Annotated in this window: 22 protein-coding genes; 12 read left to right on the forward strand and 10 right to left on the reverse strand. The window is 68.1% G+C overall.

The annotated features are described in order from the left end of the window. Window positions 1-150 precede the first annotated feature (150 nt). The gene (gene serC / locus AACX88_RS06575) at window positions 151-1,311 is read left to right on the forward strand and encodes a phosphoserine transaminase (protein ID WP_339392244.1); all 1,161 of its coding nucleotides are present in this window, start codon (window positions 151-153) and stop codon (window positions 1,309-1,311) included. Between the two features lie 368 nt (window positions 1,312-1,679). Here the strand turns inward: serC and AACX88_RS06580 are convergent, their stop codons facing one another. The 5 genes from AACX88_RS06580 to AACX88_RS06600 form a co-directional block, all read right to left on the reverse strand. Next, entirely contained in the window at window positions 1,680-2,174 is a 495-nt protein-coding gene (locus AACX88_RS06580) for a DUF456 domain-containing protein (RefSeq protein WP_339392245.1), read from the reverse strand. Window positions 2,175-2,363: 189 nt separating this feature from the next. Continuing rightward, window positions 2,364-3,623 (reverse strand): MFS transporter, encoded by a 1,260-nt coding sequence (locus AACX88_RS06585; RefSeq protein WP_339392246.1) that lies wholly within the window; start codon window positions 3,621-3,623, stop codon window positions 2,364-2,366. An 8-nt stretch (window positions 3,624-3,631) separates the two neighbouring features. Next, entirely contained in the window at window positions 3,632-4,567 is a 936-nt protein-coding gene (locus AACX88_RS06590; RefSeq protein ID WP_339392247.1) for a DUF3027 domain-containing protein, read from the reverse strand. After that, the gene (locus AACX88_RS06595; RefSeq protein ID WP_339392248.1) at window positions 4,567-4,947 is read right to left on the reverse strand and encodes a cold-shock protein; all 381 of its coding nucleotides are present in this window, start codon (window positions 4,945-4,947) and stop codon (window positions 4,567-4,569) included. Before AACX88_RS06595 ends, AACX88_RS06590 begins: the two co-directional genes overlap by 1 nt. Window positions 4,948-5,260: 313 nt before the next feature. Next, entirely contained in the window at window positions 5,261-5,491 is a 231-nt protein-coding gene (locus tag AACX88_RS06600; protein WP_339392249.1) for a hypothetical protein, read from the reverse strand. Between the two features lie 68 nt (window positions 5,492-5,559). Here AACX88_RS06600 and AACX88_RS06605 point away from each other — a divergent pair, with 68 nt between their 5' ends. Both AACX88_RS06605 and AACX88_RS06610 read left to right on the forward strand, forming a co-directional pair. Next, a complete protein-coding gene (locus AACX88_RS06605; RefSeq protein ID WP_339392250.1) occupies window positions 5,560-7,665 on the forward strand; it encodes a helicase-associated domain-containing protein in 2,106 nt (701 codons plus the stop codon). A 31-nt stretch (window positions 7,666-7,696) separates the two neighbouring features. Then, window positions 7,697-9,331: a DNA repair helicase XPB gene (locus AACX88_RS06610; RefSeq protein WP_339392251.1), complete on the forward strand. Its 1,635-nt coding sequence runs from the start codon at window positions 7,697-7,699 to the stop codon at window positions 9,329-9,331. Between the two features lie 82 nt (window positions 9,332-9,413). Here AACX88_RS06610 and AACX88_RS06615 read toward each other — a convergent pair whose 3' ends face one another. From AACX88_RS06615 to AACX88_RS06625, 3 genes are all read right to left on the reverse strand, one after another. Then, window positions 9,414-10,481 carry an IS110 family RNA-guided transposase gene (locus tag AACX88_RS06615; RefSeq protein ID WP_339392252.1) on the reverse strand — a complete coding sequence of 356 codons (1,068 nt, stop codon included), beginning with the start codon at window positions 10,479-10,481 and terminating at the stop codon, window positions 9,414-9,416. A 321-nt stretch (window positions 10,482-10,802) separates the two neighbouring features. Beyond that, window positions 10,803-12,482: an ABC-F family ATP-binding cassette domain-containing protein gene (locus tag AACX88_RS06620; RefSeq protein WP_339392253.1), complete on the reverse strand. Its 1,680-nt coding sequence runs from the start codon at window positions 12,480-12,482 to the stop codon at window positions 10,803-10,805. Between the two features lie 35 nt (window positions 12,483-12,517). After that, window positions 12,518-13,477, reverse strand: coding sequence for an EamA family transporter (locus tag AACX88_RS06625; protein ID WP_339392254.1), 960 nt, complete (start codon window positions 13,475-13,477; stop codon window positions 12,518-12,520). A 197-nt stretch (window positions 13,478-13,674) separates the two neighbouring features. On the opposite strand from AACX88_RS06625, the gene AACX88_RS06630 reads away from it, so the two are divergent. From AACX88_RS06630 to pspAB, 9 genes are all read left to right on the forward strand, one after another. Further along, on the forward strand, window positions 13,675-14,295 hold the full coding sequence (locus tag AACX88_RS06630) for a CGNR zinc finger domain-containing protein (RefSeq protein ID WP_339392255.1): 621 nt from the start codon (window positions 13,675-13,677) through the stop codon (window positions 14,293-14,295). Window positions 14,296-14,604: 309 nt separating this feature from the next. Further along, complete coding sequence (locus AACX88_RS06635) at window positions 14,605-15,360, forward strand: response regulator transcription factor (protein ID WP_339392256.1); 756 nt, start codon at window positions 14,605-14,607, stop codon at window positions 15,358-15,360. Between the two features lie 30 nt (window positions 15,361-15,390). Next, a complete protein-coding gene (locus tag AACX88_RS06640; protein WP_422614413.1) occupies window positions 15,391-17,181 on the forward strand; it encodes a sensor histidine kinase in 1,791 nt (596 codons plus the stop codon). Continuing rightward, a complete protein-coding gene (locus tag AACX88_RS06645) occupies window positions 17,178-19,277 on the forward strand; it encodes a trypsin-like peptidase domain-containing protein (protein ID WP_339392257.1) in 2,100 nt (699 codons plus the stop codon). Before AACX88_RS06640 ends, AACX88_RS06645 begins: the two co-directional genes overlap by 4 nt. A gap of 225 nt (window positions 19,278-19,502) precedes the next feature. Then, complete coding sequence (locus AACX88_RS06650; protein WP_339392258.1) at window positions 19,503-19,790, forward strand: WXG100 family type VII secretion target; 288 nt, start codon at window positions 19,503-19,505, stop codon at window positions 19,788-19,790. Between the two features lie 203 nt (window positions 19,791-19,993). Then, a complete protein-coding gene (locus tag AACX88_RS06655) occupies window positions 19,994-20,737 on the forward strand; it encodes a PspA/IM30 family protein (RefSeq protein ID WP_339392259.1) in 744 nt (247 codons plus the stop codon). Further along, window positions 20,737-21,021 (forward strand): PspA-associated protein PspAA, encoded by a 285-nt coding sequence (pspAA, locus tag AACX88_RS06660; RefSeq protein WP_422614414.1) that lies wholly within the window; start codon window positions 20,737-20,739, stop codon window positions 21,019-21,021. The genes AACX88_RS06655 and pspAA overlap by 1 nt, the downstream gene beginning before the upstream one ends. A 133-nt stretch (window positions 21,022-21,154) precedes the next feature. Next, window positions 21,155-22,066, forward strand: coding sequence for a zinc metalloprotease HtpX (gene htpX, locus AACX88_RS06665; RefSeq protein WP_339392261.1), 912 nt, complete (start codon window positions 21,155-21,157; stop codon window positions 22,064-22,066). A 7-nt stretch (window positions 22,067-22,073) separates the two neighbouring features. Further along, a complete protein-coding gene (pspAB, locus tag AACX88_RS06670) occupies window positions 22,074-22,670 on the forward strand; it encodes a PspA-associated protein PspAB (RefSeq protein WP_339392262.1) in 597 nt (198 codons plus the stop codon). A gap of 209 nt (window positions 22,671-22,879) precedes the next feature. Here the strand turns inward: pspAB and AACX88_RS06675 are convergent, their stop codons facing one another. Together AACX88_RS06675 and AACX88_RS06680 are read right to left on the reverse strand one after the other, a co-directional pair. Next, a complete protein-coding gene (locus AACX88_RS06675; RefSeq protein WP_339392263.1) occupies window positions 22,880-23,098 on the reverse strand; it encodes an RNA-binding S4 domain-containing protein in 219 nt (72 codons plus the stop codon). Next, window positions 23,098-23,937, reverse strand: a complete 840-nt coding sequence (locus AACX88_RS06680; protein ID WP_339392264.1) for an OadG family protein — start codon at window positions 23,935-23,937, stop codon at window positions 23,098-23,100. The genes AACX88_RS06675 and AACX88_RS06680 overlap by 1 nt, the downstream gene beginning before the upstream one ends. Window positions 23,938-23,996 lie beyond the last annotated feature (59 nt).

A 23,996-nucleotide genomic window follows, 5' to 3' on the forward strand; every position in this document is an offset into this window, starting at 1 on the left:
CGCGGGGGCAGCGCCGGTCCACAGCCCGCGCTGCGGCGGGGCACGGTCCGGGGGCGGCGCGCACCGTTGCCCGCAGAGTCCGAGGCCGTCGGTTCGCGCATGGTGAGACGGGCCGCGGGCGGGGACTCGCGTACCCCTAGAATGGCGAGCGTGACTGCTGCGAACCTGACGATCCCAGACGAACTCCCGCCCGCCGACGGACGCTTCGGATCGGGTCCCGCCCGCATCCGCGCGGCCCAGATCGAGGCCCTGAACTCCGCGACGACGACCGTGCTCGGCACGAGCCACCGACAGGCGCCGGTCAAAAGCCTCGTCGCCCGGATCCGCTCCGGACTGACCGAGCTCTTCGACCTGCCCGAGGGCTACGAGGTCGTCCTCGGCAACGGCGGATCGACGGCGTTCTGGGACGTCGCGGCCTTCGGTCTCGTGAGGCAGCGCGCTGCGCATGCGACCTTCGGCGAGTTCGGACAGAAGTTCGCCAAGGCCACCGACACCGCACCCCACCTCGAACGATCGCTCATCCTCGCCGCCGAGCCGGGCACCTCGGCGATCCCGTCCCCGGCAGCGCTCGAGGCGGCGGGCCTCGGCGACGGCGATGTCAGTGCCGACGTCTACGCGTGGCCGCACAACGAGACCTCGACCGGGGTGGCGACGACGATCGCCCGACCCGAGGGCATCGACGAGGATGCGCTCGTCGTCATCGATGCGACCTCCGGCGCCGGCGGTCTGCCCGTCGACATCGCCGAGACCGACGTCTACTACTTCGCCCCGCAGAAGAACATGGGCTCCGACGGCGGTCTGTGGGTCGCGATCCTCTCCCCCAAGGCCGTTGCCCGGGCGGAGGAGATCAAGGACTCCGGGCGCTGGATCCCGGCGTCGCTCGACCTCGTCACCGCGATCGAGAACTCACGCAAGGACCAGACGTACAACACCCCCGCGGTGGCCACGCTGCTCCTGCTCGCCGAACAGATCGAGTGGATCAACGGCAACGGCGGCCTCGACTGGGCCGTCGAGCGCACCAGTGAGACCTCCGGTTACGTCTACGACTGGGCCGATGCCGCCGAGGTGGCTCACCCCTATGTCGTCGATCCCGCCGACCGGTCCTCGGTCGTCGCCACCGTCGACTTCGACGACTCGGTCGATGCCGCGCGTGTGGCTTCGGTGCTGCGGGCCAACGGCATCGTCGACGTCGAACCGTATAGGAAGCTCGGGCGCAACCAGCTGCGCATCGCGACGTTCGTCTCGGTCGACCCGGCAGACGTCAAGGCGCTGCTGAACTGCCTCGACTTCGTCATCGACGCCCTCGCGTAGCGGGCGCGCCGACGCCTCATCGCAACCCTCACCCTCAGCGCGTAAAACCACCCTTGCCCGGGTGGTGTGTCGAGCTAGACGTGCGATGTGCGGAGCCAGACCTCTGAAAAGCCGCTAAGAGTGTGGCGTGCGGCTAAGGGGGTTGCGCGCGGCTAAGGGTGCGACGTGCGGGCGCCTCGCAGACGTTGCCAGTCGCGGCCGAGCCGCAAACCCAGCCTTCCGAGGAAGGGCCCATCACACACCTCACCCTTAGCGCGTAAAACCACCCTTGCATGGGTGGTGTATCGAGCTGGAGGTGCGATGTGCGGAGCCAGACCTCTGAAAAGCCGCTAAGAGTGTGGCGTGCGGCTAAGGGTGCGCTGTGCGGCTCAGAGGAAGTGGATGAGCAGCCCGACGCAGAAGGCGACAGCGGCGAGGAGGGCGAGGAAGAGCTCGATGACCGTGCCGAGTCCGATCGCCTTGATCGACCCCCAGCTCGACGACCACGCGGTCGTCGGGTCCTTGAGTCGCGTGTACTCGGCGAGATAGAGCCCCAGGACGAAGCCGAGCGGCAGACCGAGAACCGGGATGACGAAGAAGCCGACGATCGCGAGCACTCCGGCGACGGCCACCGACCGGTTCGGCACCTCCATCTCCTTGAGCTTGCGCCCGGTGAGGACGAAGGACGCGCTCATGCCACCGGCCACGAGGACCGCGACGATCGCGAAGACGATCCATGCCGCCGGGGTGCCGATGACGATCGCCCAGATGAGCACCGCGGCGGCGATGAGGATGGAGCCGGGCAGCACGGGAACGATGATGCCGAGGCACCCCACGAGCACGGCGATGCCGACGAGCAGGGAGGTCACAGTGTCCACGTTCACGACATATCCGATCTCTTCGACGATGGTCTCTTCAAGAGTGCTCTCATCAGGGCTCTCTTCAGCTCCGCTCGCAGCCGACCAGGTGCGCTCAGCGCAGATCCGATCCTAGGGGACCCGGTTGTGAGGACGCAGAACCGGACCTGTCTGTGAGGACGCAGAGTCAGATGAGCAGCCGCACCGCCGACCGCGCTACGGATGTCCGAGGTAGCTCACGTGCAGCCGGATCCGCGACTTCGGATCGTAGCTCAGCCGCAGGTTCTTCGCGACGATCATCCACACGAGTCCGACGCCGAACGCCAGCACACCCGAGGCCGCGCCCACTCCCATCGCCATGCGGGGTCCGAAGGAGTCCGCGACCCATCCGGCCAGGGGCGCCCCGATCGGGGTGCCGCCCATGACGACGGCCGCGTAGATCGCCATCACCCGACCGCGATAGTTCGGCGGGGTCGTCGTCTGCACATAGGCGTTCGCCGAGGTCATCATCGTCAGCGAGCTGAATCCGACGAGGATGAGAGCGGCGGCGAAGACATAGTAGTTCGTGATCAGGGAGGCGAGTCCGACGGCCAGACCGAAGCCGCCGGCTGCCCCGAAGATGAACCGCAGCCGTGGCTTCTCCCGCTTCGCCGAGGCGAGCGCACCGGCCACTGACCCGATCGCCATGACGGAGTTGAGGAGTCCGAACCCGCTCGCGTCCTTGCCGAACTCGATCCTCGCCATCGTCGCCGTGTAGATGTTGAAGTTGAACCCGAAGGTCGCGACGATGAAGAGCACGAGGAGGACGACCGTGACGTCCGGTCGTCTGCGCAGGTAGCGGAATCCGCCGAGCACCCCGCCGGCACCTCGGCGACTCGAGGGATGCAGTCGTGCCGTGTCGAGGCGTATGAGCACGGTGAGGGTGGCGGCGAACCCCAGCCCGCTGATGAGGAAGACGGGCCCGGCGCCGACGAGGGCGGTGATGACACCGGCGACGGCGGGACCGATCATCCGGGCGCCGTTGAACGACGCGGAGTTGAGGCTCACCGCGTTCGGCAGGAGCTTCTCCCCCACGAGTTCGGAGACGAACGCCTGCCGGGCGGGGGTGTCGAGGGTGGCGAGGATGCCGAGGACGAGGGCCAGGACGTAGACCTGCCACAGCTCGATCGTGTCGGTGATGACGAGGACGAAGAGCAGCAGGCCGACAGCGCCGAGGAGGGCCTGGGTGACCATGAGCAGCCGCCGTTTGGAGAACCGGTCGGCCAGGGCTCCGGCGAACGGGAACATGATGAGCTGGGGACCCATCTGCAGGGCCATCGTGATGCCGAGTGCCGAGGCGTTGTTGTTCGTCAGGTAGGTGAGGACGAGCCAGTCCTGCGCTGTCCTCTGCATCCACGTTCCGGTGTTCGAGATGAGCGCGCCGGCGAACCAATGTCGGTAGTTCGGCTCCGCCAGCGACCGGAACGTGTGCGCCATCTGGTGCTTCAGCCCTCCTGGAGCTCGAGTTCGCCGCGCGCGTAGTCGTCGACGACCGCCTCGGCGGGGCTGGTGTCCTGACGTCTGACGTCGGTCTCCGAATGCGCCCCGCACCCGGAGTCGAGTTGGACGACGCGCCCGTCGAAGGGCGACCACGCATTCGCGCACACCCCGAAGCTCTCGCGCAGGGATCCGGCGATCGGCATGAAGTAACCGCAGGTCACGCAGTGCGCCGAGGCGCGGGCGGCGAATTCGCCGTCGGCTCCGGCCTCGGATTCGGCCCACCGGGTCGCCGCAGCCGTGATCCCCTCGGCGGAGAGCACGCGTTCGCGGCCGATGCCGAACTCGAAGTTCGCGATCTGGTCGATGTTGTCCGCCGAGTTGTCCTCGGTCTGCTGGTAGCCCGGCTGGAGGTTCGGATCCTCGTCGACCTTCGGCAGGGTGTCGCGCGGGGTGAGGTCGCCGGGTTCGAGGCGCTGATCCCACGGCACCCATTCCGGGGCGACGAGGGCGTCGGGGCCCGGCAGCAGCGCGGTCTCGCACACGGTGACCTTCTTCGACCGCGGGGCCCGGGCGAGCACGGCCACCCAGCGCCAGCCGCGGTAGCTGGGGTCTGTGCACACGAAGTAATGGGTGACGAGTCGGGTGCCTTCGGCGACCGCGCCGAGGTGCTCGCCGATGACCGAGCTGCCGGCCACCTCGGCGATGGCGGACCGGGCGATGTCGATCGCCGCGGCCAGCTGGGCGTCGAGGACGACCTTCTCGGGGCTCGTCCGGGCAGGCTTCTGTGCCGGGGCCGCAGCCTCAGCCGCAACCGTCGCCTCCGCGCCCGTCGCCGCCGCGCCCGTCGCCGCCGCGCCCGTCGCCTCCGCGCCCGTCGCCTCAGCTTTCGCGTGCTCCGGGGCCCGCAGGTCGGCGAGCCATGTCGTGAACAGTGAGGACATCATGACTCCAGATCGTCGGCGATCGCCCGCAGCAGCGAGGCGACCTTGTTCCCGTGGTCGCGGTCGGGGTAGCGCCCGTGCTGCAGACCGTTGTTGAGGTCATCGAGGACCTTGATGACGTCTTCCACCATAACCGCCATGTCCTCGGCCGAGCGGCGTCGAGCCTTCGCGACCTTCGCCGGGGCCGTGAGCACGCGGGCCTTGAGCACCTGCGCGCCGCGGCGGGAGTCGACGACGTCGTAGTCGAGGCGGGTGCCCTTGGTGATCTCCGTGCCCTCGGGCAGGGAGGAGGAGTGGAGGAAGGCCTGGGAGCCGTCTTCGGCGACGACGAAGCCGTAGCCCTTATCGGCGTCGAACCATTTCACGCGTCCGGTTGGCATGGTGTCCTTTCCTGATGTGGTGCAGTGTCTTCAGGGCCTCCGAGGCGGAGGCCGGTTCTCGTGCCGGGCTGTGCCGGCTGTTCTCGTGCCGGGCGGGCCCGGCGGTGGTCGATGTCTGTGCGTCGGGATCGTCCCGTCCGCGCCGAGGCGGGTGGCACATTCGCCGAGGTGTCCCGCCGATACGGCCGACGGCTGCGGAGGGGTCTGCGTCCGGATCTACCGATCCGCTCGGAGTGCTCTCAGACCGTCGGTGACGGGCACCGACTCACGGCGTCCGCGGCCGCATCCCGATCCGCGGTCCGGCGGATTCGGTTCAGCTCGGGCCCACCTCGGTCTGCCTGCGTCGCAGGACCGCGCGGATCACGGCCGCGGTGGCCAAGGCGAAGGCGATCGGGAGGAGGATCATCGGCAGGAACGTCAGCAGCTGCGAGGGGGTGTACCCCATCCACGCCTGACCCAGAACGCCGAGCAGACCGGCCGCTCCGATGACGGCGGCGGTGACTGCCACGACGACGATGGCCGTGTCGACACGCTTGGCTGACAATGCTCGTCCCTTTCGGATTGTGCTCTCCTGACCCCACCATCATACCCCTGGGGATACACTGAACCGCGATGTCAACGACCTTCAGCGCCTGGCTGACCCACAGCTCCGAGGAGGACTTCGAGTCCTTCGTGCGGACGCGCCGCGACCTGCTCCAACCCGAGTCGCCGACGCTCGGGGCACTCGCCGCCGCCGCGTCCTCGCGCATCGGCGTCTCCCGCGGCATCGAGGCGCTCACCGCTGACCAGCTCGACCTCTTCATCGACCTCGCCACCGCCGCCCGCACCGGCCCCGACATCGACCTCGGAAAGCTGTCGTCGGGGACCTCCCCCGCCGAGGCGGATCTCACTCGTCTGCGCGACCTCGGTCTCGCGTGGCCGACGTCGACTCCGGGCATCTGGCGCATCCAGTCCGAGGCGATCACCCTGCTGCCCACCTCGGCAGCCGAGTCGTCGCGCACCCGACCCTGGCATGTCGCTGCCGAGGGCGTCGATGCGAGTGCGACGACGATCCCGCAGGCACTCATCCACAACAGCGAACAGGCGGCCGTCGCCGAGGTGATCTCCTCCCTGCGCGGCCTCGTCGACTCCCTCGAGACCGACCCGGTCTCGCGTCTGACCAGCGGCGGGATCTCCAAACGCGATGTCAGTCGCCTCGCCCGGTCACTCGAGCTCGGCACCGGCCAGACGATCACCCTGCTGCTCGCGGCGAAGGCGCTCGGGCTCATCGGGGTCCTCGACGATCCGCTCGACCCGGCGTGGACGGCGAGCGAGACCGCGGCAGCCCAGCTCGCCGCCGACCGCGCCGAGCTCTGGGCCGCGCTCGTGGGGGCATGGCTGCGGGAGTCGCAGGAGGTCACCCAGCTCGTCGCCGGGGCGAGCGCGAACGAACGCCTCACGGTGCTCGCGACCCCGAAGAAGTCCCTGTTCAAAGGCTTCGCCCAATCCGTTCCGGCGATGCCGCTGCTGCGCTCCGCGGTGCTCACCGTCCTCCACGACATCGGCCTCGGCTCGTCCCGGTCGGCTGCGTGGATCCACCGGGAGGTCCTGCGACGGCATCCGCTGCTGCCCGCGCATGAGACCGCGATGACCGCCGAGGTGCTCAGCACCACCGTCATGCTCGGCCTCGCCACGACCCCGCTCCAGCAGCCCGACCACTTCGGGCCCAGCCGGTTCGGGTCGATGCTCGCCGCCGGGCTCACCCGCACCATGGCCGACGAGGCGCGCCGTGACCCGGCGATCGCGCCCCTGGGACTGAGCGTTGCCGCGCTCACCGTGCCCGCCGAGGTCGTCGCCGAGGTGCGCCACGGTCTCGTCCCCGAAGTCGAGTCCGTGCTCATCCAGTCCGACCTCACCGCGGTCGCGACCGGCCCGATCGACCCGAGCGTCCACCATGTGCTGCGTCGCTTCGCCGTCGTCGAGGCGCGCGGGCAGGGCACCGTCTACCGCATCGACGCGGACACGATCGAGGCGAGCATGCAGTCGGGCATCGACGCCGCCGAGGCGCTCTCCCAGCTGCGGGCGATCAGCGCCGAAGACCTGCCGTCGACCCTTGAGTTCCTCGTGACGAACACCGCGGCGAAGCTGCGTCGGGTTCGGGTCGCAGGCTCCCGGGCGGTCCTCGTCGTCGACGACCCCGTGGACCTCGACGTCATCCTCGCCGACCCGCTCATGGTGCCCGCCGGCCTCGAGCGCCTCGCCCCGACCGTGGCGATCAGCCAGCTCGGCCCCGAACGGACGATGCACCTCCTCGAGACCGGTGACCACCATGCCCTCCTCCACTCCCCGACCGGTCCTGTGCGCCGCCGTTCGGTGATCACCGAGACCCAACCCGAGGTGACGACGAGGAGACGGGCCCGGGTCAGCGATGACCGCCTCGGCGACTACATCCGGATCCTGCGCTCCCCTGCGGCCGCGGTCGCCCAGCAGTCCTCGAGCGACGAACCGCTCGGGCACCTCGACCGGCTGCGGGAGGCCGCGGCGACGAAGTCGCTCGTGACGATCCGGCTCGCGGATTCGCACGGGCACGAACGCACCGTCGAGATGCGTCCGACCACGGTCAACGGGGGTCGCGTGCGGGGCACGGTGACGTCGACGGGCGCCGAGGCGTCCCTGTCGGTCGCGCGCATCTTGAGCGTCGCGACGGCGGGGGAACAATCGGGACCGCACGGGCGTTGACCACCTCGGTGTCACCTCGGCGAAGGAAGATATGAACGGACCTCTCATCGTCCAGTCCGACCGGACTGTGCTCCTCGAATCGGGCCATCCCCTGGCCGTCGAGGCGGCCGTGGCGATCGCCCCGTTCGCGCAGCTCGCGCGCACCCCGGAGTACATCCACACGTATACGATCACGCCGCTGGGACTGTGGAACGCCCGCGCCAGCGGCCATGATGCGGAGTCCGTCGTCGACGTCCTCCTCGAGTTCGCGAAGTACCCGGTGCCGCACGAACTCCTCGTCGACATCGTCGACATCATGGACCGCTTCGGGGTGCTCACGCTCATCGATCACCCGATCCACGGGCTGACCCTGACCTCGACGGAGACGGAGCTGCTCGACCGACTCGTCGACCAGCCGGACCTCGTGGGCAAGTTCGGCAGGCGCCTCGACGCCGAATCGGTCCTCGTCCATCCCTCGGAGCGCGGGGAGCTCAAGCACGCCCTCCTCCAGCTCGGGCATCCGGTCTCCGACCATGCCGGCTACGTCGACGGCGAAGCCCACGACATCGAACTCAGCGACGACGCACACGGCGGCGGCTGGCATCTGCGCGACTATCAGCGGGAGGCGATCGACCACTCCCTGGCCGGGGAGTCCGGGGTCGTCGTCCTGCCGTGCGGGGCCGGGAAGACCGTTGTCGGGGTCGCGACGATGTCGCGGGTGCAGACGACGACGCTCATCCTCGTGACGAACTCGGTCTCGGCGAAGCAGTGGAAGGACGAGATCCTTGCGCGCACGACGCTGACCGAGGACGAGATCGGGGAGTACTCGGGGTCGGTCAAGGAGATCCGGCCGATCACGATCGCCACCTATCAGGTGCTCACGACGCGGCGGAAGGGCTCGTACCTCCACCTCGAACTCCTCGATGCCAAGGACTGGGGGCTCGTCATCTACGACGAGGTGCACCTGCTGCCGGCCCCGATCTTCCGGCTCACAGCGAGCCTGCAGGCCAGGCGGCGGCTGGGCCTGACCGCGACGCTGGTGCGTGAGGACGGCCGGGAGGACGAGGTGTTCTCCCTCATCGGGCCCAAGCAGTACGAGGTGCCGTGGAAGGAACTCGAGCGCCTGGGGTTCATCGCCACCGCGGCCTGCCATGAGGTCCGGGTCCGCCTCGACGGGGGCACCCGAACCGTCTATGCCCGCGCCGACGGCGAGGACCGGTACCGGTTGGCGGCGACCTCGGATGCGAAGCTGCCCGTCGTCGAGGACCTCGTCGCCGAACATCCGGATGCGCAGATCCTCGTCATCGGCCAGTACCTCGACCAGCTCGAGGAGATCGGGGCGGCCCTCGGCGCCCCGGTGCTCACGGGGCAGACCCCGGAGTCGCAGCGGCAGCAGCTCTTCCGTGACTTCCGTTCGGGGGCCATCCGCGTCCTCGTCGTGTCGAAGGTCGCGAACTTCTCCGTCGACCTGCCCGCCGCCTCGGTGGCGATCCAGGTCTCCGGCGCTTTCGGATCCCGGCAGGAGGAGGCACAGCGTCTGGGCCGGATCCTGCGGCCGAAGGAGGATGCGGGTTCGGCGACGTTCTACACCGTCGTCGCCGCCGACACCGTCGACGAGCACTTCGCGGCCCAGCGCCGCCGCTTCCTCACCGAGCAGGGCTACAGCTACGACATCGAAGTCCGCTGACCGCCCCGCAAACTTCACCCGACGTCCCAAATGGGATGCGGCGCCGCATCCCATTTGGGACGTCGGGATCCTTCTATGTTTGTCAAGCAGCGTTTTCGATAGGGTGACCGGACTCGAGGATCCGGTAGACGCGGCGTGCCAGATATCGTTTCAAGGACCGGATGACTTCCTTCTTCGTCTTGTTCTCACTCATCCGTGTGCGCAGGTACTTCCGAGTGTGGTCGTCGTGACTCAACCGGGTGATGATGACCATGTACAAGGCCGAGTTCAGCCGGCGGTCGCCTCCGCGGTTGAGCCTGAACCGCACCGTGTTGCCCGAGGACGCCGGGATCGGATTGGCCCCGGCGAGCTTCGCGAACCCCGCCTCGGAATGGATCCGCCCGGGATGGGACCAGGCAAGGAAGAACACCGCCGCGGTGATCGGGCCGATCCCTGGCTCGGCCAGCAACCGTCGGGCCGGGCTCTGGGCGACCAGGTCGCGGATGCGCTTGGCATAGTCCGTGATCTCGGCATCGAGCTCACGGACCCGCCGGGCCAGGCGGACCGCTTCCCGACGAGCCTCGAGGACCTCGACAGGCTCCGTGCGCGAGCGCCACTTCGCGATCACTGCCACCTTCGCCCGTGACAGGCTCCGGCGGGCATCGATCCCGAGGTCATGGGACCGGAGGACGGCGGTGAGGGCGTTGACCGTCCGGGTCCGGTCCTTCGTCATCGAATCCCTGGCCTTGACCAGGATCTGCAGGGCCCGGCGTGTTCCATGGCTGTCTCTTGGTGAGCGCAGTTCAGTCTCGTCCAGGGGCAGGACGGTGGCAGCGATCCGGTGGGCATCGATGTGGTCGTTCTTGCCCACACCATTGCGGTCCTTCGCGCTCATCCGCGCAGCCTCGACGACCCGGTAGCCGGCCTCAGTGACCTGGTCGGCCAGGAGTGCCCCGTAGGTGCCGATGCCCTCGATGACCCACAGTGTGGACAGGTCCCCGCCGGTGCGGCGAGCCACCCAGTCCAGGGCACGACTGAGACCCTTGGCCGTGGTGGGGAACTCGCGGTCGTCAACGCGGTGACCGGTGGTGGTGATGATGGAGTAGACGTGGTTGCGTGCGTGCGTGTCGACGCCGACGACAAACGCGTACAAATACGAGACGATAGACATGATGGCCAGTGACTCCCTGCTTCGTTGCGGATGGGTGATCGGCCGTCTGGCGGCCGGTACCGGTCCGGGGAGGAATCACTTCGGAACACCACTGTGATGAGTCACGCCCCTGTCGGGGTGGACAGACTTCTGATCAAGTTACCGAGGTGGGCCGAGCCAGGTGCCGGCCGCCCACTCACCATCAGACAGATCCCGACGAAGTCAGCGTCGAAGCGACAGTGAAATTACGAGTCATGATGATGAGTGGAACGGTCGATACCTAGACTGCCAGCTGATCCCAGACCAGCCACCCCCATACTCACAGTGAAGTTTGCGGGCGCCTCACCCGCGGGTGCGGACGACGCGGCCCTCGTCCCAGACCGGCTCGCTCGACTCGTAGACCTCGCCATCGGAGCCGAAGACGAGGAACCGGTCGAAGTCGCGGGCGAACCAGCGGTCGTGGGTGACGGCGAGCACCGTTCCGTCGAAGGCCGCGAGCGCATCCTGGAGGGCCTCGGCGGAGACGAGATCGAGGTTGTCGGTCGGTTCGTCGAGGAGGAGCAGAGTGGCCCCTGCGAGTTCGAGCAGAAGGATCTGGAACCGTGCCTGCTGACCCCCGGAGAGCGAGTCGAAGGTCTGCTCGGCTGCCCCGGCCAGCTCGTAGCGGGCGAGCGCCCGGGACGCCGGTTCCCGCGGCAGCCCATTGCGGTGCTCGTCCCCGCGGTGGAGGATCTCGAGCAGGCTGCGCCCGCCGAGGTCCGGTCGCCCGTGGGTCTGCGCAAACCAGCCGGGCCGCACCCTCGCACCCAACCGCACTCGTCCCTCATGGTCGACGGCGGGGATGTCGATGTCGCTGACCGGCCGATGCTCGGCCTCGGGATCGGTGCCGCCGGCGGCGAGCAGACGGAGGAAATGGGACTTGCCCGAGCCGTTCGATCCGAGCACCGCGACCCGATCGCCGTAATGGACCTCGAGGTCGAAGGGCAGCATGAGGCCGGAGAGTTCGAGGTCGTCGGCGACGATCGCGATCTTCCCGGTCCGTCCCCCGCCGAGGCGGATGCCCAGGTTCTGCTCGCGCGGAATCGCCTCCGGCGGGCCGGCGGTCTCGAAGCGCTCGAGCCGTGTCTGGGCCGCCCGATACCGTGAGGTCATGTCCGAGTTGTAGGCGGCCTTCTGCTTGTACATCTGGACGAGGGCACGCAGCTTCGCATGCTCCTCGTCCCAGCGCTTGCGCAGCTCCTCAAGCCGGTCGAAACGTGCCGCCCGGGCGTCGTGGTACGTGCCGAAGCCGCCGGAGTGCACCCACGCGGAGTTGCCTGCCGCGGAGAGTTCGAGAGTGATGATCTCCGTCGCCGCCTGCGCGAGCAGCTCCCGGTCGTGGGAGACGAAGAGGACGCTCTTGTCCGTCTCTCGCAGTTGTGCCTCGAGCCACCGTTTGCCGGGCACGTCGAGGAAGTTGTCCGGCTCGTCGAGGATGAGGACCTCATCCGTCCCGCGCAGCAGCGCCTCGAGCACGAGCTTCTTCTGCTCCCCACCCGAGAGCGTGGAGATCGCCCGACCCCGACACCTGTCGAAGGGGATTCCCAGCGCCGAGGTGGTGCACGTGTCCCAGAGGACCTCGGCGTCGTAGCCTCCCGCATCCGCCCATTCGCTCAGCGCGTTCGCGTACGCCATCTGCACCTCGGTGGTCTCCCCGTCGGGACCGAGCAGACGGTTCTCGGCACGCCTGACGAGGGCCGCGGCGGTGCGGATCCGTTTGGGGGCGAGCTCTTCGAGCGCCTCGGCGATGGTGTCGGCGGTGATGAACTGGCGCATGAGACCGACCGAGCCCGTGTGGGAGACGGAACCGGTCTCCGGGGCGAGCTCACCGGTGAGGATCCGCAGCAGCGTCGTCTTCCCGGCGCCGTTGGCGCCGATGAGCGCGGCCTTGGCACCATCGCCGACCCGGAAGGACACACCGGCCAGGAGTGGTCGGCCGTCGGCCAGGGTGTACGAGACGTCGCTGATGTCGATGTGGCCCATGGCCTCAAGCTATCAGCTGCGGCGCGGACCAGCCCTCACACCTCGGCGAAGGCCTCCGACCGGGCGACGACCTCACGGGTCGCGACCCGCCGGGCCAGACGCGCCTCGCCCCACTTGATGAAGCCGACGCCGCCGAGGATGAAGACACCGCCGGCGAGCTGGATCGGGGCGGGCATCTCGGCGAGCAGGAGCCACGCGACGATGACGGAGAACGGCACCTCGATGAGGTTGACGAACGAGCCGACGGTCGCGCCGATGTAGCGCAGCCCGAGGATGCCGGTGATGTAGGCGCCCGCGGTGAAGAGGACGATGAGGGCCATCGGCAGGATCCACGACGCCTGCACGCCGCCGAAGTCGACGTCGTCGGTCGTCGCGCCCCACGGCATGATTCCGGCCAGCACGATGACGCCCATGACGAGCGCGCCCACGCCCATGCCGAGTCCCGTCAGCGCCACCGGGGGCACGTTGATCGTGTCCTTGGCCGAGACGAGGAAGTACGAGGCGAGACAGACGGCGGCGGCGAGGGCCATGACGACGCCGAGGATGCTGATCGAGGCATCACGGAGGTTGAGAACGAGGATGAGGCCGAACATCGACACGAGGACACCGATGAAGGTCACCGTCGCCGGCCGGGTGCGGGTGCGGCCCCAAATCCAGAAGACGATGAGCATCGGCGCGGTCATCTCGAGCAGCAGGGCCACGGCGACGGTGAGGTGTTCGACGGCGATGAAGTAGAACCCCTGCACTCCGGCCATCGAGACGAGACCGTAGGTGACGACGGTCTTCCAGTGCGTGCGCACCTCCGACCAGCGCCCGCGCAGGGCGATGAGAGTGGGGATGAGCAGGAGCAGGGCCGAACCGGTGAGCCGGATGAGCACGACGGAGCCCGGCGTCCACCCGACCGCGTACATCGTCTTCGCGATCGGTCCCGAGACCGCGAAGAAGAAGGCGGAGACCAGGGTGAGGACGAACCCCATGACCACGGCGCGACTCATTTCCAACCTCCTGAAGTGTGCGGGCCGTCGACGGGTTCGCCGAGGCGGCCGAGAGTTCCGCTGTGACGGGCGTCACTGCGGGTCAGAGGCGGTGTCCGGGGTCGTTCGCGGATGCCTCGACTTCAGTATTTCCCACCGGGATGAAATGAGTCAAGTGCATTTTGCTCCTTACGAGATATGACACAATGGTCGCCATCATGACTTTCCCCTATGACATCCGCTCGAACCTGACGATGCTCGTCGACCTCCTCAACACCGCAGGCGGCATCGCCGAGTCAGGCGACGAGCTGACCACGACCACGGGCCTGCGCGACTTCGCCGCCCGGCACGACTTCTCCGGACCGCTCACGGCAACGAAGACCGACGTCGAGGCGACGAGGCGGCTGCGCGACCGCTTCGACGCGGCGTTCTCGATGGATCCCGACGCCGAGTCCGACGGCAGCGCCGACCCCGAAGCGGAGGACGCAGCAACCCGCGACGCCCTCGAGCGCCGCATCGTCGACGAGGTCAACCTCACGCTGAGAGAGACCGACGCCCTGCCGCAGCTCGTCCGCCACGACGACTGGGACTGGCATCTCCATGCCGCCGGCGCCGAGGCGAGCCTCGCGGACCGGGTCGCCGTCGACGTCGCACTCGTCCTCATCGACCTCATCCGCTCCGGCGACCTCGACCGCCTCGGCCGCTGCGCCGCCCCGGACTGCCGCGCCTACCTCGCCGACTTCAGCCGCAACCGCTCGAAGCGCTTCTGCGACACCGGCAACTGCGCCAACCGCACCCACGTCGCCGCCTTCCGCGCCCGTCGGAGCGAAGCAGGCTGACACCCTCGGGCCAATTCCCTCCGACTGACCCCGACCGCAGACCCACCGGCCGCAGGCACCGACCCCCGACCCCTCGGGCGGACCCGCCGACTCAGGCCCCAACCCCCGACAGCAGCCACCCCCACCCCCACCCTGACCACAGCATGCGTGGGCGCTGAAGAATCCCGCAATTCACGCCTCCGTTCCTGAGAGCCTGAGAGCCGGATCGGACCCGAACGGACTTTCCTGAGAGTTTTTCAGTGACCCCGATCACAATCGCATTCAGGAAGCATCCAAGCGACTCTCAGACTCGCTCTCCACACTGGTCACATGACTGCACAGAATGACACCGACATCGAAGCCACCCTCCTCGTTGTCGACGATGAGCCCAACATCCGCGAACTCCTCTCGACGAGCCTGCGCTTCGCAGGCTTCGACGTCGTCTCCGCCGCCAACGGAGCCGAGGCCCTGCGCCTGGCGGAGCAGACCAACCCCGACCTCCTCGTCCTCGACGTGATGCTGCCCGATATGGACGGCTTCACCGTCACCCGCCGGCTCCGGCAGATCGGCATGAACGCTCCCGTCGTCTTCCTCACCGCCCGCGATGACACCTCGGACAAGATCACGGGGCTGACCGTCGGCGGCGATGACTACGTCACGAAGCCCTTCAGCCTCGAAGAGGTCGTCGCCCGCATCCGTGCGGTGCTGCGCCGCACCCGCAGCCTCGAGGACGAGGAGAACGCCGTCATCGTGGCAGGCGACCTCGAACTCGACGACGACACGCACGAGGTGCGCCGTTCGGGGATCCTCATCGACCTCTCCCCCACCGAGTTCAAGCTCCTGCGCTACCTCATGCTCAATGCCAACCGCGTGCTGTCGAAGTCGCAGATCCTCGACCACGTCTGGGAGTACGACTTCGGCGGCGACACGGGGATCGTCGAGTCCTACATCTCCTACCTGCGTCGCAAGATCGACGTCACCCCGGAGACGGATGCCGCTGGGCACCCTGTTGAAATGGAGTGGACGCCGATGATCCAGACGAAGCGCGGGGTCGGCTACATGCTGCGCACACCGGAATCCAAGTAGTCGTCCAAGCACGGACGCTAGATTACTCACGTGGCAACAAAACACACGCGTCCCTCCCGCCCCGGCTTCTGGGAGGAGTGGTCTCTGACCACGAAGCTCCTGGGGATCATGATGCTGCTCATGCTGCTCGTCCTCTCGGGGACGAGCGCATGGGTGCTCGAGAACCTCCGCTACAGCCTCATCGAACGCACCGACGAACGACTCATCAGCGCCTCGGAGACCCTGGCCAAACAGGCCTATCAGGATGTCTTCCAGCCGGCCCAGCTGCAGTCGACGGATTCGACGAAGAACGGGACGGCGAGTCCCACGACGATCGACTCCGATTCGTGGAAGCAGCTCAAGGACCTGCTGCCGGGCGGGTTCTACGTCCAGTTCTTCGACACCTCGGGCAACCCGATCAGCGATCCCGTCGCCCCGTCGCCGAAGAACCACCCGATCCTCCCGCGCATCACCGAAGCCGACGTCTATGAGAAGGCCGGTGAGCCCTTCACGGTCTCCGGCACGAAGTCGCAGTGGCGGGCGCGGGCGATGAAGGTGCAGAACACGCAGGTGCTCGTCACCATCGCGGTGCCCTTCGACCGCGAGATCGACAACATCAACGAGCGCTCCCGGAACACGATGATCGGCATCGGGCTGCTCGCCCTCGCTCTCGTCGCAGGCGTCGGGTACTGGGCGATCAACAACACGTTCCGCCCGCTGCGCGACATCGAGAAGACGGCGTCGCGGATCGCCGGCGGCGACCTCAGTCAGCGTGTGCCGACGTTCCCGCGCAACACCGAGCTCGGGCGGCTCTCGGCGGCTCTGAACACGATGCTCGGACGTATCGAGGACTCCTTCGACGGGCAGACGCGGTCGGAGAAGCGGATCCGGCAGTTCGTCTCCGACGCCTCGCATGAGCTGCGCACCCCGCTCGTGACGATCCGCGGCTATGCGGAGCTCTACCGGCAGGGTGCGATCACCAAGCCCGACGACATCGCCCAGGCGATGGAGCGGATGGAGTCGGAGGCCAAGCGGATGGGCGTGCTCGTCGACGACCTCGTCGTCCTCGCCCGCCTCGACGAGCAGCGTCCGACCGAGATCGGACCGATCGACCTGTTCAAGGTCGTCCGGGACGCCGCGGCCGACGCCGCCGCACAGGCGCCGGACCGCGATATCAGCTTCATCGGCCTCGACGGTTCGGATGCGCAGCCGGTGCCGCTCATCCGCGGCTCGGAGTCGAAGATCCGTCAGGTCATCGTCAACCTCGCCGGCAACGCCGTGCGCCACACCCCGGAGAGCGCGGCGATCGAGTTCGCCGTCGGCGTCCTCGGACGACCGTCGACTGCCGAGTCCACCGGCAACGGCGGCGGCGAGGACCCGTCCAAGGCGGGCGCGAAGGAGAAGTCCCGTGAACGCGGCTTCGTCACCGGCGGGGTCCGCATCTTCCGCCGAGGCGACTCGAGCGGTGCCGACGCCACCGACGCGCAGGAGCCGGCGGGCATCGTCCCCAACGTCACGGCGGCGGGAACCCTGGCGGTCGACGATTCGCTGCGCGGCTTCCCCAACGGCCGCATCCGCTTCGAGGTGCGCGACCACGGCGAGGGCATCGACCCCGAGATGGTCCCGCGGATCTTCGAACGGTTCTACCGGCTCGACGTCTCCCGGACCCGCGACACCGGCGGTTCCGGACTCGGTCTCTCGATCGTCAAGGCGATCGTCGAGAATCACCACGGAGTCATCTCCGTCCATGAAACGCCGGGCGGCGGCGCGACCTTCCGCGTCGACCTCCCCATACCCGAGAACGAAGACAGTGCTCCAGACGCGCGAAAGGACGAGCGATGAGCAGCAACGACGGCAACACTCCCCGCAACCGGGGACGACACGGAGACGACGACTACCGCACGTTCCCTCGTGGCTCTTCCGAGGTCCCGCGCACGTTCCCGACCGATGCGAACGGCAATCCCTCCTCGCCGAGGCGGGACTCAAGGCAGTCAGGTCAGTCCGCGGGCCAGTCCGGTCAGGGCTCGGAGCAGCCGACGCGCAGCTACCCGGCGACGACCGGTTTCGGTGCCTCGAGCGGCGATGAGCAGACCCGGATCCAGCCGACTCATGCTCAAACCCCTGTGGACAGCTCGCGGCCAGGAGCCGGTCCGAGCGCGTCGGGGCAGAACTCGTCCGGGGTGAACTCGTCGAGCGCAGGCACATCGAACACCAGTTCGTCGAGCACAGGTTCGTCGGGACAGAGCACTGCCGGCGGGCAGAGCAGCGGCTACGGCCAGACCAGCCAGTACGGCCAGGCCAGTGCCTCCGGTCAGCCGAACCCTTACTCTCAGTCCGGCTCCCACCCCCAGTCCGGTGCCTCCGGTCCCGGTCAGTCGAGCACGCACTCCCAATCCGGCTCCTCCGGCTACGGTCAGTCGAGCTCATCCGGCGGCTACGGTCAGTCGAGCGCGTACGGTCAGGGAGCCCAGGGCAGCGCGAGCGGCGGACAGTATTCGTCACCCGGCCAGTCCTCGAGCGCTCACGGCGGCGCGGCAGCCGCCGGCTTCGGTGCGGCAGCCGGTTACGGAGCAGGCCAGCAGACCGCAGGCCAGTCCGGTGCAGGCCAGTACGCTTCAGGTCAGCCGGGCACGGGCCAGCAGAGCTCGGTCCAGTCCGGTTCCGGCACCTACGGTTCCGGACAGTCAGCATCCGGTCAATACGGCGCAGCGCAGTACGGTTCCGGGCAGTACGGCGCATCGGGGCAGAGCCAGTACGCCGCGGCCGGCGCGAACCCCTACGGCATCGACCCCAACGGTGCGGGCGCAGGTTCCGGACAGCCGCCTCGGCGGACGAAGCGCGGACCCGGCTGGGGTGCAACGATCGCCATCGCCCTCATCGCCGCCCTCATCGGCGGCGGGGCAGCGTTCGGCGGCAGCTACGCGGTGACGGCGATGCAGGACGACACCGAGTCGCGCAAGGTCGCCGATCAGACGATCGAGACCCCCGACTGGACCGAGGTCGCCAAGACCGCCTCGGAGGGCGTCGTCTCGATCCAGGCCGCCGCCGGCGGCCGCGTCGTCGCCCTCGGCTCGGGTTCGCTCTACGACGACCAGGGCCGGGTCATCACGAACAACCACGTCGTCGCCCCCTCGGACACTCCGGGCGGCGAACTCACGGTGACGATGAAGAACGGGTCGACGATGCGCGCCGAGATCGTCGGACGCGACCCGTCGACGGACATCGCGATCATCAAGCTCGACCAGGTCCCGCAGGGCGTCAAACCCCTGCCCGTCGGTGATTCCAAGGCGCTGAGCGTCGGCGATCCGGTGATGGCGCTCGGCAACCCGCTCGGCCTCGCCGACTCGGTGACCACAGGCATCGTCTCCGCTCTCGACCGCCCCGTGACCACGGAGAACATCGGTGAGAACGCGACTGCCCAGCAGAAGGAGCTGACGATCACCAACGCCATCCAGACGGATGCGGCGATCAACCCGGGCAACTCGGGCGGCCCGCTCGTCGACGGCAACGGCAACTTCATCGGCGTCAACTCCGCCGCCGCCTCGCTCGGTCAGGGTGAGGAGGGCCAGCAGTCCGGATCGATCGGCATCGGATTCGCCATCCCGGCCTCGCAGGCCGTGATGATCGCCGACCAGCTCATCGCCACCGGCAAGGCCAAGCACCCCTTCCTCGGGGTTCGGCTCACCGACGGCCAGATCAACGCCGGCGGCGTCACCCGTGCGAGCGCGAAGATCCAGTCCGTCGAGGCCGGGTCGCCTGCTGCGGCGGCGGGAATGAAGGACGGCGACGACGTCATCGCGGTCGGGAGCACGAAGGTGACGAGCGCGATCTCGCTCCAAGCACTCGTCCGCGCTCAGCCGGTCAACACTCCGGTCGAGTTCACCATCGTCCGCGGCGGTCAGGAGCAGAAGCTCTCCGTCACGCTCGTCCTCCGCTGAGGCCGACACGCAGCCGCACTCGAGTGCCGGCGGCTGTGGAGTCAAGCGGCACTCATGCGCCCAGAGGGTGTGGACGGCTACCGGCCGTCCACACCCTCTTTCGCGCTGCTTGCCGTGCGTGGTCCCGGCGTTCGACCCTGGTCAGTGACCCCACGACCACAGATCACGCGGGACCGATCCTCCGCCCTCATCGCAGAGGACCCCGCGGAAGTAAGGAGAGAAGCCATGAGTTTCGAAGTCGACGCCGAACGCGTCTCGTCCGCAGCCACCGCCACCGCCGCCTCCTCGCAGGCGCTCGTGAGCGAGTCGAACACGATGCTGCGCAATCTGCTCACCCTCCAGGAATGCTGGAAGGGCAGCGCCGCCCAGAACTTCCAGGCGGTGATCAACCAGTGGGAGGGAGCGCAGAAGCAGCTGTTCGAGTCGCTCAACTCGATCCACGGCGCACTCGGCACCGCGGCCGCCCAATACTCGGAGGTCGAAGCCGCCAACTCGCGTCTGTTCGCCCCGTGATCGCAGGGCGCTCACCGGAGTCGTCCGGCAGGGGCGACACGCGAAGCGATCTGTCCTTTTTTCCTCACCTGCATCTGGGAAACTATCAGCCTTTATGAGTAGGCTGAAGGCGATAGTTCACGGCGATCGAGGCCGGGAGACTCCGGGATCGGAGGTTTCCGGCCCCTGTCGTCGGATCAGGACCAAAGCAGGAGTCGACTACGGTGAGCATCTTCCAACGAATCGCGACGATCTTCGGAGCGAAGGCGAACAAGGCCCTCGACAAGGCCGAGAATCCCAATGAAACCCTCGACTACTCGTACCAGAAGCAGCTCGAGCTGCTGCAGAAGGTGCGCCGCGGCGTCGCGGACGTCGCCACCAGCCGCAAGCGCCTCGAACTGCAGATCAACCAGCTCGAACAGCAGCAGACCAAGCTCTCCGGCCAGGCCCAGAAGGCCATGGAGATCGGCCGCGAGGACCTCGCCCGTGAAGCCCTCACCCGCAAGTCCGGGCTGAGCCAGCAGATCACCGACCTGCAGACCCAGCACGAAGGGCTGCAGGGCGAGGAGCAGAAGCTCACGCTGGCCTCGCAGCGCCTGCAGGCGAAGGTCGACGCCTTCCGCACGCGCAAGGAGACCATCAAGGCCACCTACAATGCCGCGGAAGCCCAGTCGAAGATCGGTGAGGCCTTCTCCGGCATCTCCGAGGAGCTCGGCGACGTCGGCCTCGCCGTCCAGCGCGCCGAGGACAAGACCGCCGCTCTCCAGGCCCGCGCCGGCGCCGTCGACGAGCTCATCGCCTCGGGTGCCCTCGAGGACGTCACGGGCTCGTCGAAGGACGACATCAGCGCCCAGCTCGATGCGCTCTCGAGCGAGAACGACGTCGAGATGGAACTCGCTCGCATGCGCGATTCGCTGCCGGCCGGAGAGAAGAAGGACCAGAAGTCGCTCGAAGGCGAGGGTCAGTGATGATCATTCGGATCATGGGCGAGGGACAGTTCGATGTCGCCGACGTCGACCAGGAGCTTCTGCAGAAGTACGACAACCAGGTCGAGCACGCCGTCGAATCCGGTGACGCCGACGAGGCGCGCACGGCGCTGAGCGCACTCCACGACTACGTCGTGGCCAACGGCACGCCCGTCTCCGATGACTTCCTCGGCACGAGCGACGTCGTCGTTCCCTTCGTCGACGCCACGCTCGAGGAGATCTCCGAGCTGCTCACCGGCGAAGGGTTCATTCCCGACCCTGCGTGAGCCGGACTCGGGTCGACGCGCACCGGTGAGACGATCACCGGTAGCCCACACCCGGACCGACTCCGCGATTTCCGGCCCATCGCCTGACCACCAGGCGGTGGGCCGGAACTGCACAACCGAGAGAGGACACACGATGTCGAACCGCTTCGTCAAGGACAACGGACTCACCATGCGGATGGGGTGGACGATCTTCCTCAACGGGCTCATCTACGTCGTGCTCATCCTCGCCATCTGGTGGATGCTCGGCGGCAGCACCTCCGGTGTCATCATCGCCGTGCTCGTGAGCGTCGGTGCCTTCTTCTTCCAGTGGTACTTCTCCGATTCGATCGCGATGAAGGCGATGGGGGCCAGGGAGGTCACCCCCGAGGAGGCGCCCGAGCTGCACACGATGATCGATCGGCTCACCCAGCTCTCCGACTCGACGAAGCCGCGGGTCGCGGTGTCGAACTCCGCGATCCCCAACGCCTTCGCCACCGGCCGCTCCCCCAAGCGCTCCGTGGTCTGTGTGACGCGCGGGCTGCTCGAGAAGCTCGACCGCGACGAGGTCGAAGTCGTCCTCGCCCACGAGCTCTCCCACGTCGCCCACCGCGACGTCACCGTCATGACGGTCGCCGGAGTCACCGGCGTCGTCGCCGCCCTGATGATGCGCGCCGGGTACTACATGACGCTCGGGGGACGCCGGGACAACAACGGCGGCATCCCGATCCAGCTGCTCTTCATCCTCGTCGGCGCCGTCGTCTACGGGCTCTCGTTCCTCCTCATCCGCAGCCTCTCCCGGTACCGTGAGCTCGCTGCCGACCGTGCGGCAGCACTGCTCACCGGTCGGCCCTCGACGCTCGCCTCGGCGCTGACGAAGCTGAGCGGGGACATGAACAAGATCCCGGAGAAGGACCTGCGCGAGACCGCCTCGGCGAACCATCTCGCCCTCATCCCGGCCGCACACGGCGGATCCGGGTTCTGCGAGCTCTTCTCCACCCACCCTTCGCTCGACAAGCGCCTCGCCCAGCTCGCGAAGATCTCCGCGCAGCTGTCGAAGCCGGAATAGGAGACCCATGGGCTTCTTCGACGCCATCCTCGGCCGGTCCAAGCCGAAGCGGGCCAACCTCGACGATCTCTTCGCCCTGCCGCCGGCCGCACTCACCCTGCAGGCGGCGGCGGACTTCGTGCCCACCGGGGTCGGGGCGGTCGTCTTCCGCCAGGTCGAGGGCTCGGCCTTCGACTCCGCGGAACGGGAGAGCGTCGCGCTCATCAGCTCCGATCCGGCGGCGAGCGTGCGCCAGACCAACGACGGCTTCGGCTACACGTGGCAGGTCGTCTCCGATGCCGACGCGAACGTCGTCAACCTCGTGACGAACCTCCACGCCGTCAATGCGGCCCTGGTCAATCAGGGCTTCGACACGATGCTCCTGTGCTCGACCGTGTACTTCGCCCACCCCGACGGCAGGCGCCTGGCATTGGTCTACCAGTACAAACGGGGCACGTTCTACCCCTTCGCCCCGACCGGGCCGAAGCAGCGCGACAACGCCCTGGAGATCCAGGTCCGCGGGATCCTCTCCGGGGAGCTGCCGTTCGAGGACGACATGTCCCGGTGGTCACCCCTGTGGGATGCTCCCGGCATGGACGAGAACCCCCGCGCGCTCGAGAGCTGACGGGTCCCGCGCGCGCTCGAGACCCGACGAGCCCGCCACACCACCCCGGCTCAGACCTCGACGAACTCACCGCTGAGGGCCACCGCCCGTGGATCGGGCAGACAAGCGACATCGCCGTGGCCCCCGAATCCTGGACTCGGGAGCCACGGCGATCGATGTCTCTGCGTTGAGGCGGCCGCGCTCAGGACGCTGCGCTCAGACCACGGCGGTCAGACGTTCTCGGCTTCGACCTCGAAGGCCTCGCCGAGGACTTCGACGCGGTCGCCGGGGCGGATCGTCGCACCTCGGCGGGTCTCGACCTCACCGTTGACGGTGACGTCACCGGCGGCGATGAGGTCCTTGGCCATCGCGCCGTGTTCGGCGACGCCGTGGAGTTTGAGCAGCTGACCGAGCTTGATCGACTCGTCGCGGATGGGCACGACGTCCATCAGAAGTCGAAGCCTCCGAAGTCGAAGCCTCCGCCGTCGCCGCCGAAGAGACCACCGCCGTCACCACCCATGTCACCGCCGCCGACATCGCCGCCACCGGCGTCACCGCCGCCGTCAGCGCCCATGCCGTCCTGGTAGCCGTCGGCGTACGAGCCGTCCCAGCCGCCGCCCATGCCGCCGAAGAGCATGGCGCCCATGAGGACGCCGGGCAGCAGGCCGGAGCCGGCGTAGGAGTTGAAGTAGCCGCGGTTGTACTCGGCGTAGGCGGGACCCGCCTCCCAGTACGCGCGACGCGTGTGACCGTCAGCGGTGACGACCTTGCGGACTGCGGGTTCGGCACCGACGGCGACGCGCTCGGCGTCGGCGGCGCACACGGGAACCGGGCGCAGCTGACCGCCGGCCGGGGCCCAGTCGATGTCCTCGACGGAGGGTCCGTGCTGGGGGTTGAAGAAGCACGGCGGGCGACGCACGGGAAGGGGCTTGCCCTCGACGCGGGCGCGCACGCACTTCGCGGCGTAGCGGCCGTCTTCGAGCGCCTCGGTGACGTGACGGATGTCGGTCGGCTCCTCGACCTTCTCGAGGGTCTCCTTCGCGACGTCGTACGAGTCGAGCGCCTGCTTGTAGTCCTGCGCTCCACCGGTGTCGAGTTCGACCCCGGACGTGAGGATGTCGAGCTCAGCGACCTCTTCGCCGAACTCCGTGACGTCCTCTTCGGCAGCCTTCTTCACCTGCGCGAGCTCCGCGGCATGGAGCTCCTTCTGACGTTTCTTCTCCTTGCGGTGGCCGATGAAGAAGATGGCCCCGAGGACGATGAGTATGAACAGGAAAACTGTTCCCACGATCTCTGCCTCCCAGCTGAACGAAACTGTGTCCAGTATGCCCGACTAAACTGGCAAGG

The organism is Brevibacterium metallidurans, from assembly GCF_037101285.1.
GTDB lineage: Bacteria > Actinomycetota > Actinomycetes > Actinomycetales > Brevibacteriaceae > Brevibacterium > Brevibacterium metallidurans.

Excerpts from the sequence above, each read along its gene's own strand:
- AACX88_RS06585 (WP_339392246.1), bottom strand. The coding sequence starts at position 3,623 with ATGGCGCACACGTTCCGGTCGCTGGCGGAGCCGAACTACCGACATTGG.
- AACX88_RS06645 (WP_339392257.1), top strand. The coding sequence starts at position 17,178 with ATGAGCAGCAACGACGGCAACACTCCCCGCAACCGGGGACGACACGGA.
- AACX88_RS06615 (WP_339392252.1), bottom strand. The coding sequence starts at position 10,481 with ATGTCTATCGTCTCGTATTTGTACGCGTTTGTCGTCGGCGTCGACACG.
- AACX88_RS06595 (WP_339392248.1), bottom strand. The coding sequence starts at position 4,947 with ATGCCAACCGGACGCGTGAAATGGTTCGACGCCGATAAGGGCTACGGC.
- AACX88_RS06620 (WP_339392253.1), bottom strand. The coding sequence starts at position 12,482 with ATGGGCCACATCGACATCAGCGACGTCTCGTACACCCTGGCCGACGGC.
- pspAA (WP_422614414.1), top strand. The coding sequence starts at position 20,737 with ATGATCATTCGGATCATGGGCGAGGGACAGTTCGATGTCGCCGACGTC.
- AACX88_RS06675 (WP_339392263.1), bottom strand. The coding sequence starts at position 23,098 with ATGGACGTCGTGCCCATCCGCGACGAGTCGATCAAGCTCGGTCAGCTG.
- AACX88_RS06610 (WP_339392251.1), top strand. The coding sequence starts at position 7,697 with ATGAACGGACCTCTCATCGTCCAGTCCGACCGGACTGTGCTCCTCGAA.
- AACX88_RS06630 (WP_339392255.1), top strand. The coding sequence starts at position 13,675 with ATGACTTTCCCCTATGACATCCGCTCGAACCTGACGATGCTCGTCGAC.
- pspAB (WP_339392262.1), top strand. The coding sequence starts at position 22,074 with ATGGGCTTCTTCGACGCCATCCTCGGCCGGTCCAAGCCGAAGCGGGCC.
- AACX88_RS06605 (WP_339392250.1), top strand. The coding sequence starts at position 5,560 with ATGTCAACGACCTTCAGCGCCTGGCTGACCCACAGCTCCGAGGAGGAC.
- AACX88_RS06625 (WP_339392254.1), bottom strand. The coding sequence starts at position 13,477 with ATGAGTCGCGCCGTGGTCATGGGGTTCGTCCTCACCCTGGTCTCCGCC.
- AACX88_RS06635 (WP_339392256.1), top strand. The coding sequence starts at position 14,605 with ATGACTGCACAGAATGACACCGACATCGAAGCCACCCTCCTCGTTGTC.
- AACX88_RS06590 (WP_339392247.1), bottom strand. The coding sequence starts at position 4,567 with ATGTCCTCACTGTTCACGACATGGCTCGCCGACCTGCGGGCCCCGGAG.
- AACX88_RS06650 (WP_339392258.1), top strand. The coding sequence starts at position 19,503 with ATGAGTTTCGAAGTCGACGCCGAACGCGTCTCGTCCGCAGCCACCGCC.
- htpX (WP_339392261.1), top strand. The coding sequence starts at position 21,155 with ATGTCGAACCGCTTCGTCAAGGACAACGGACTCACCATGCGGATGGGG.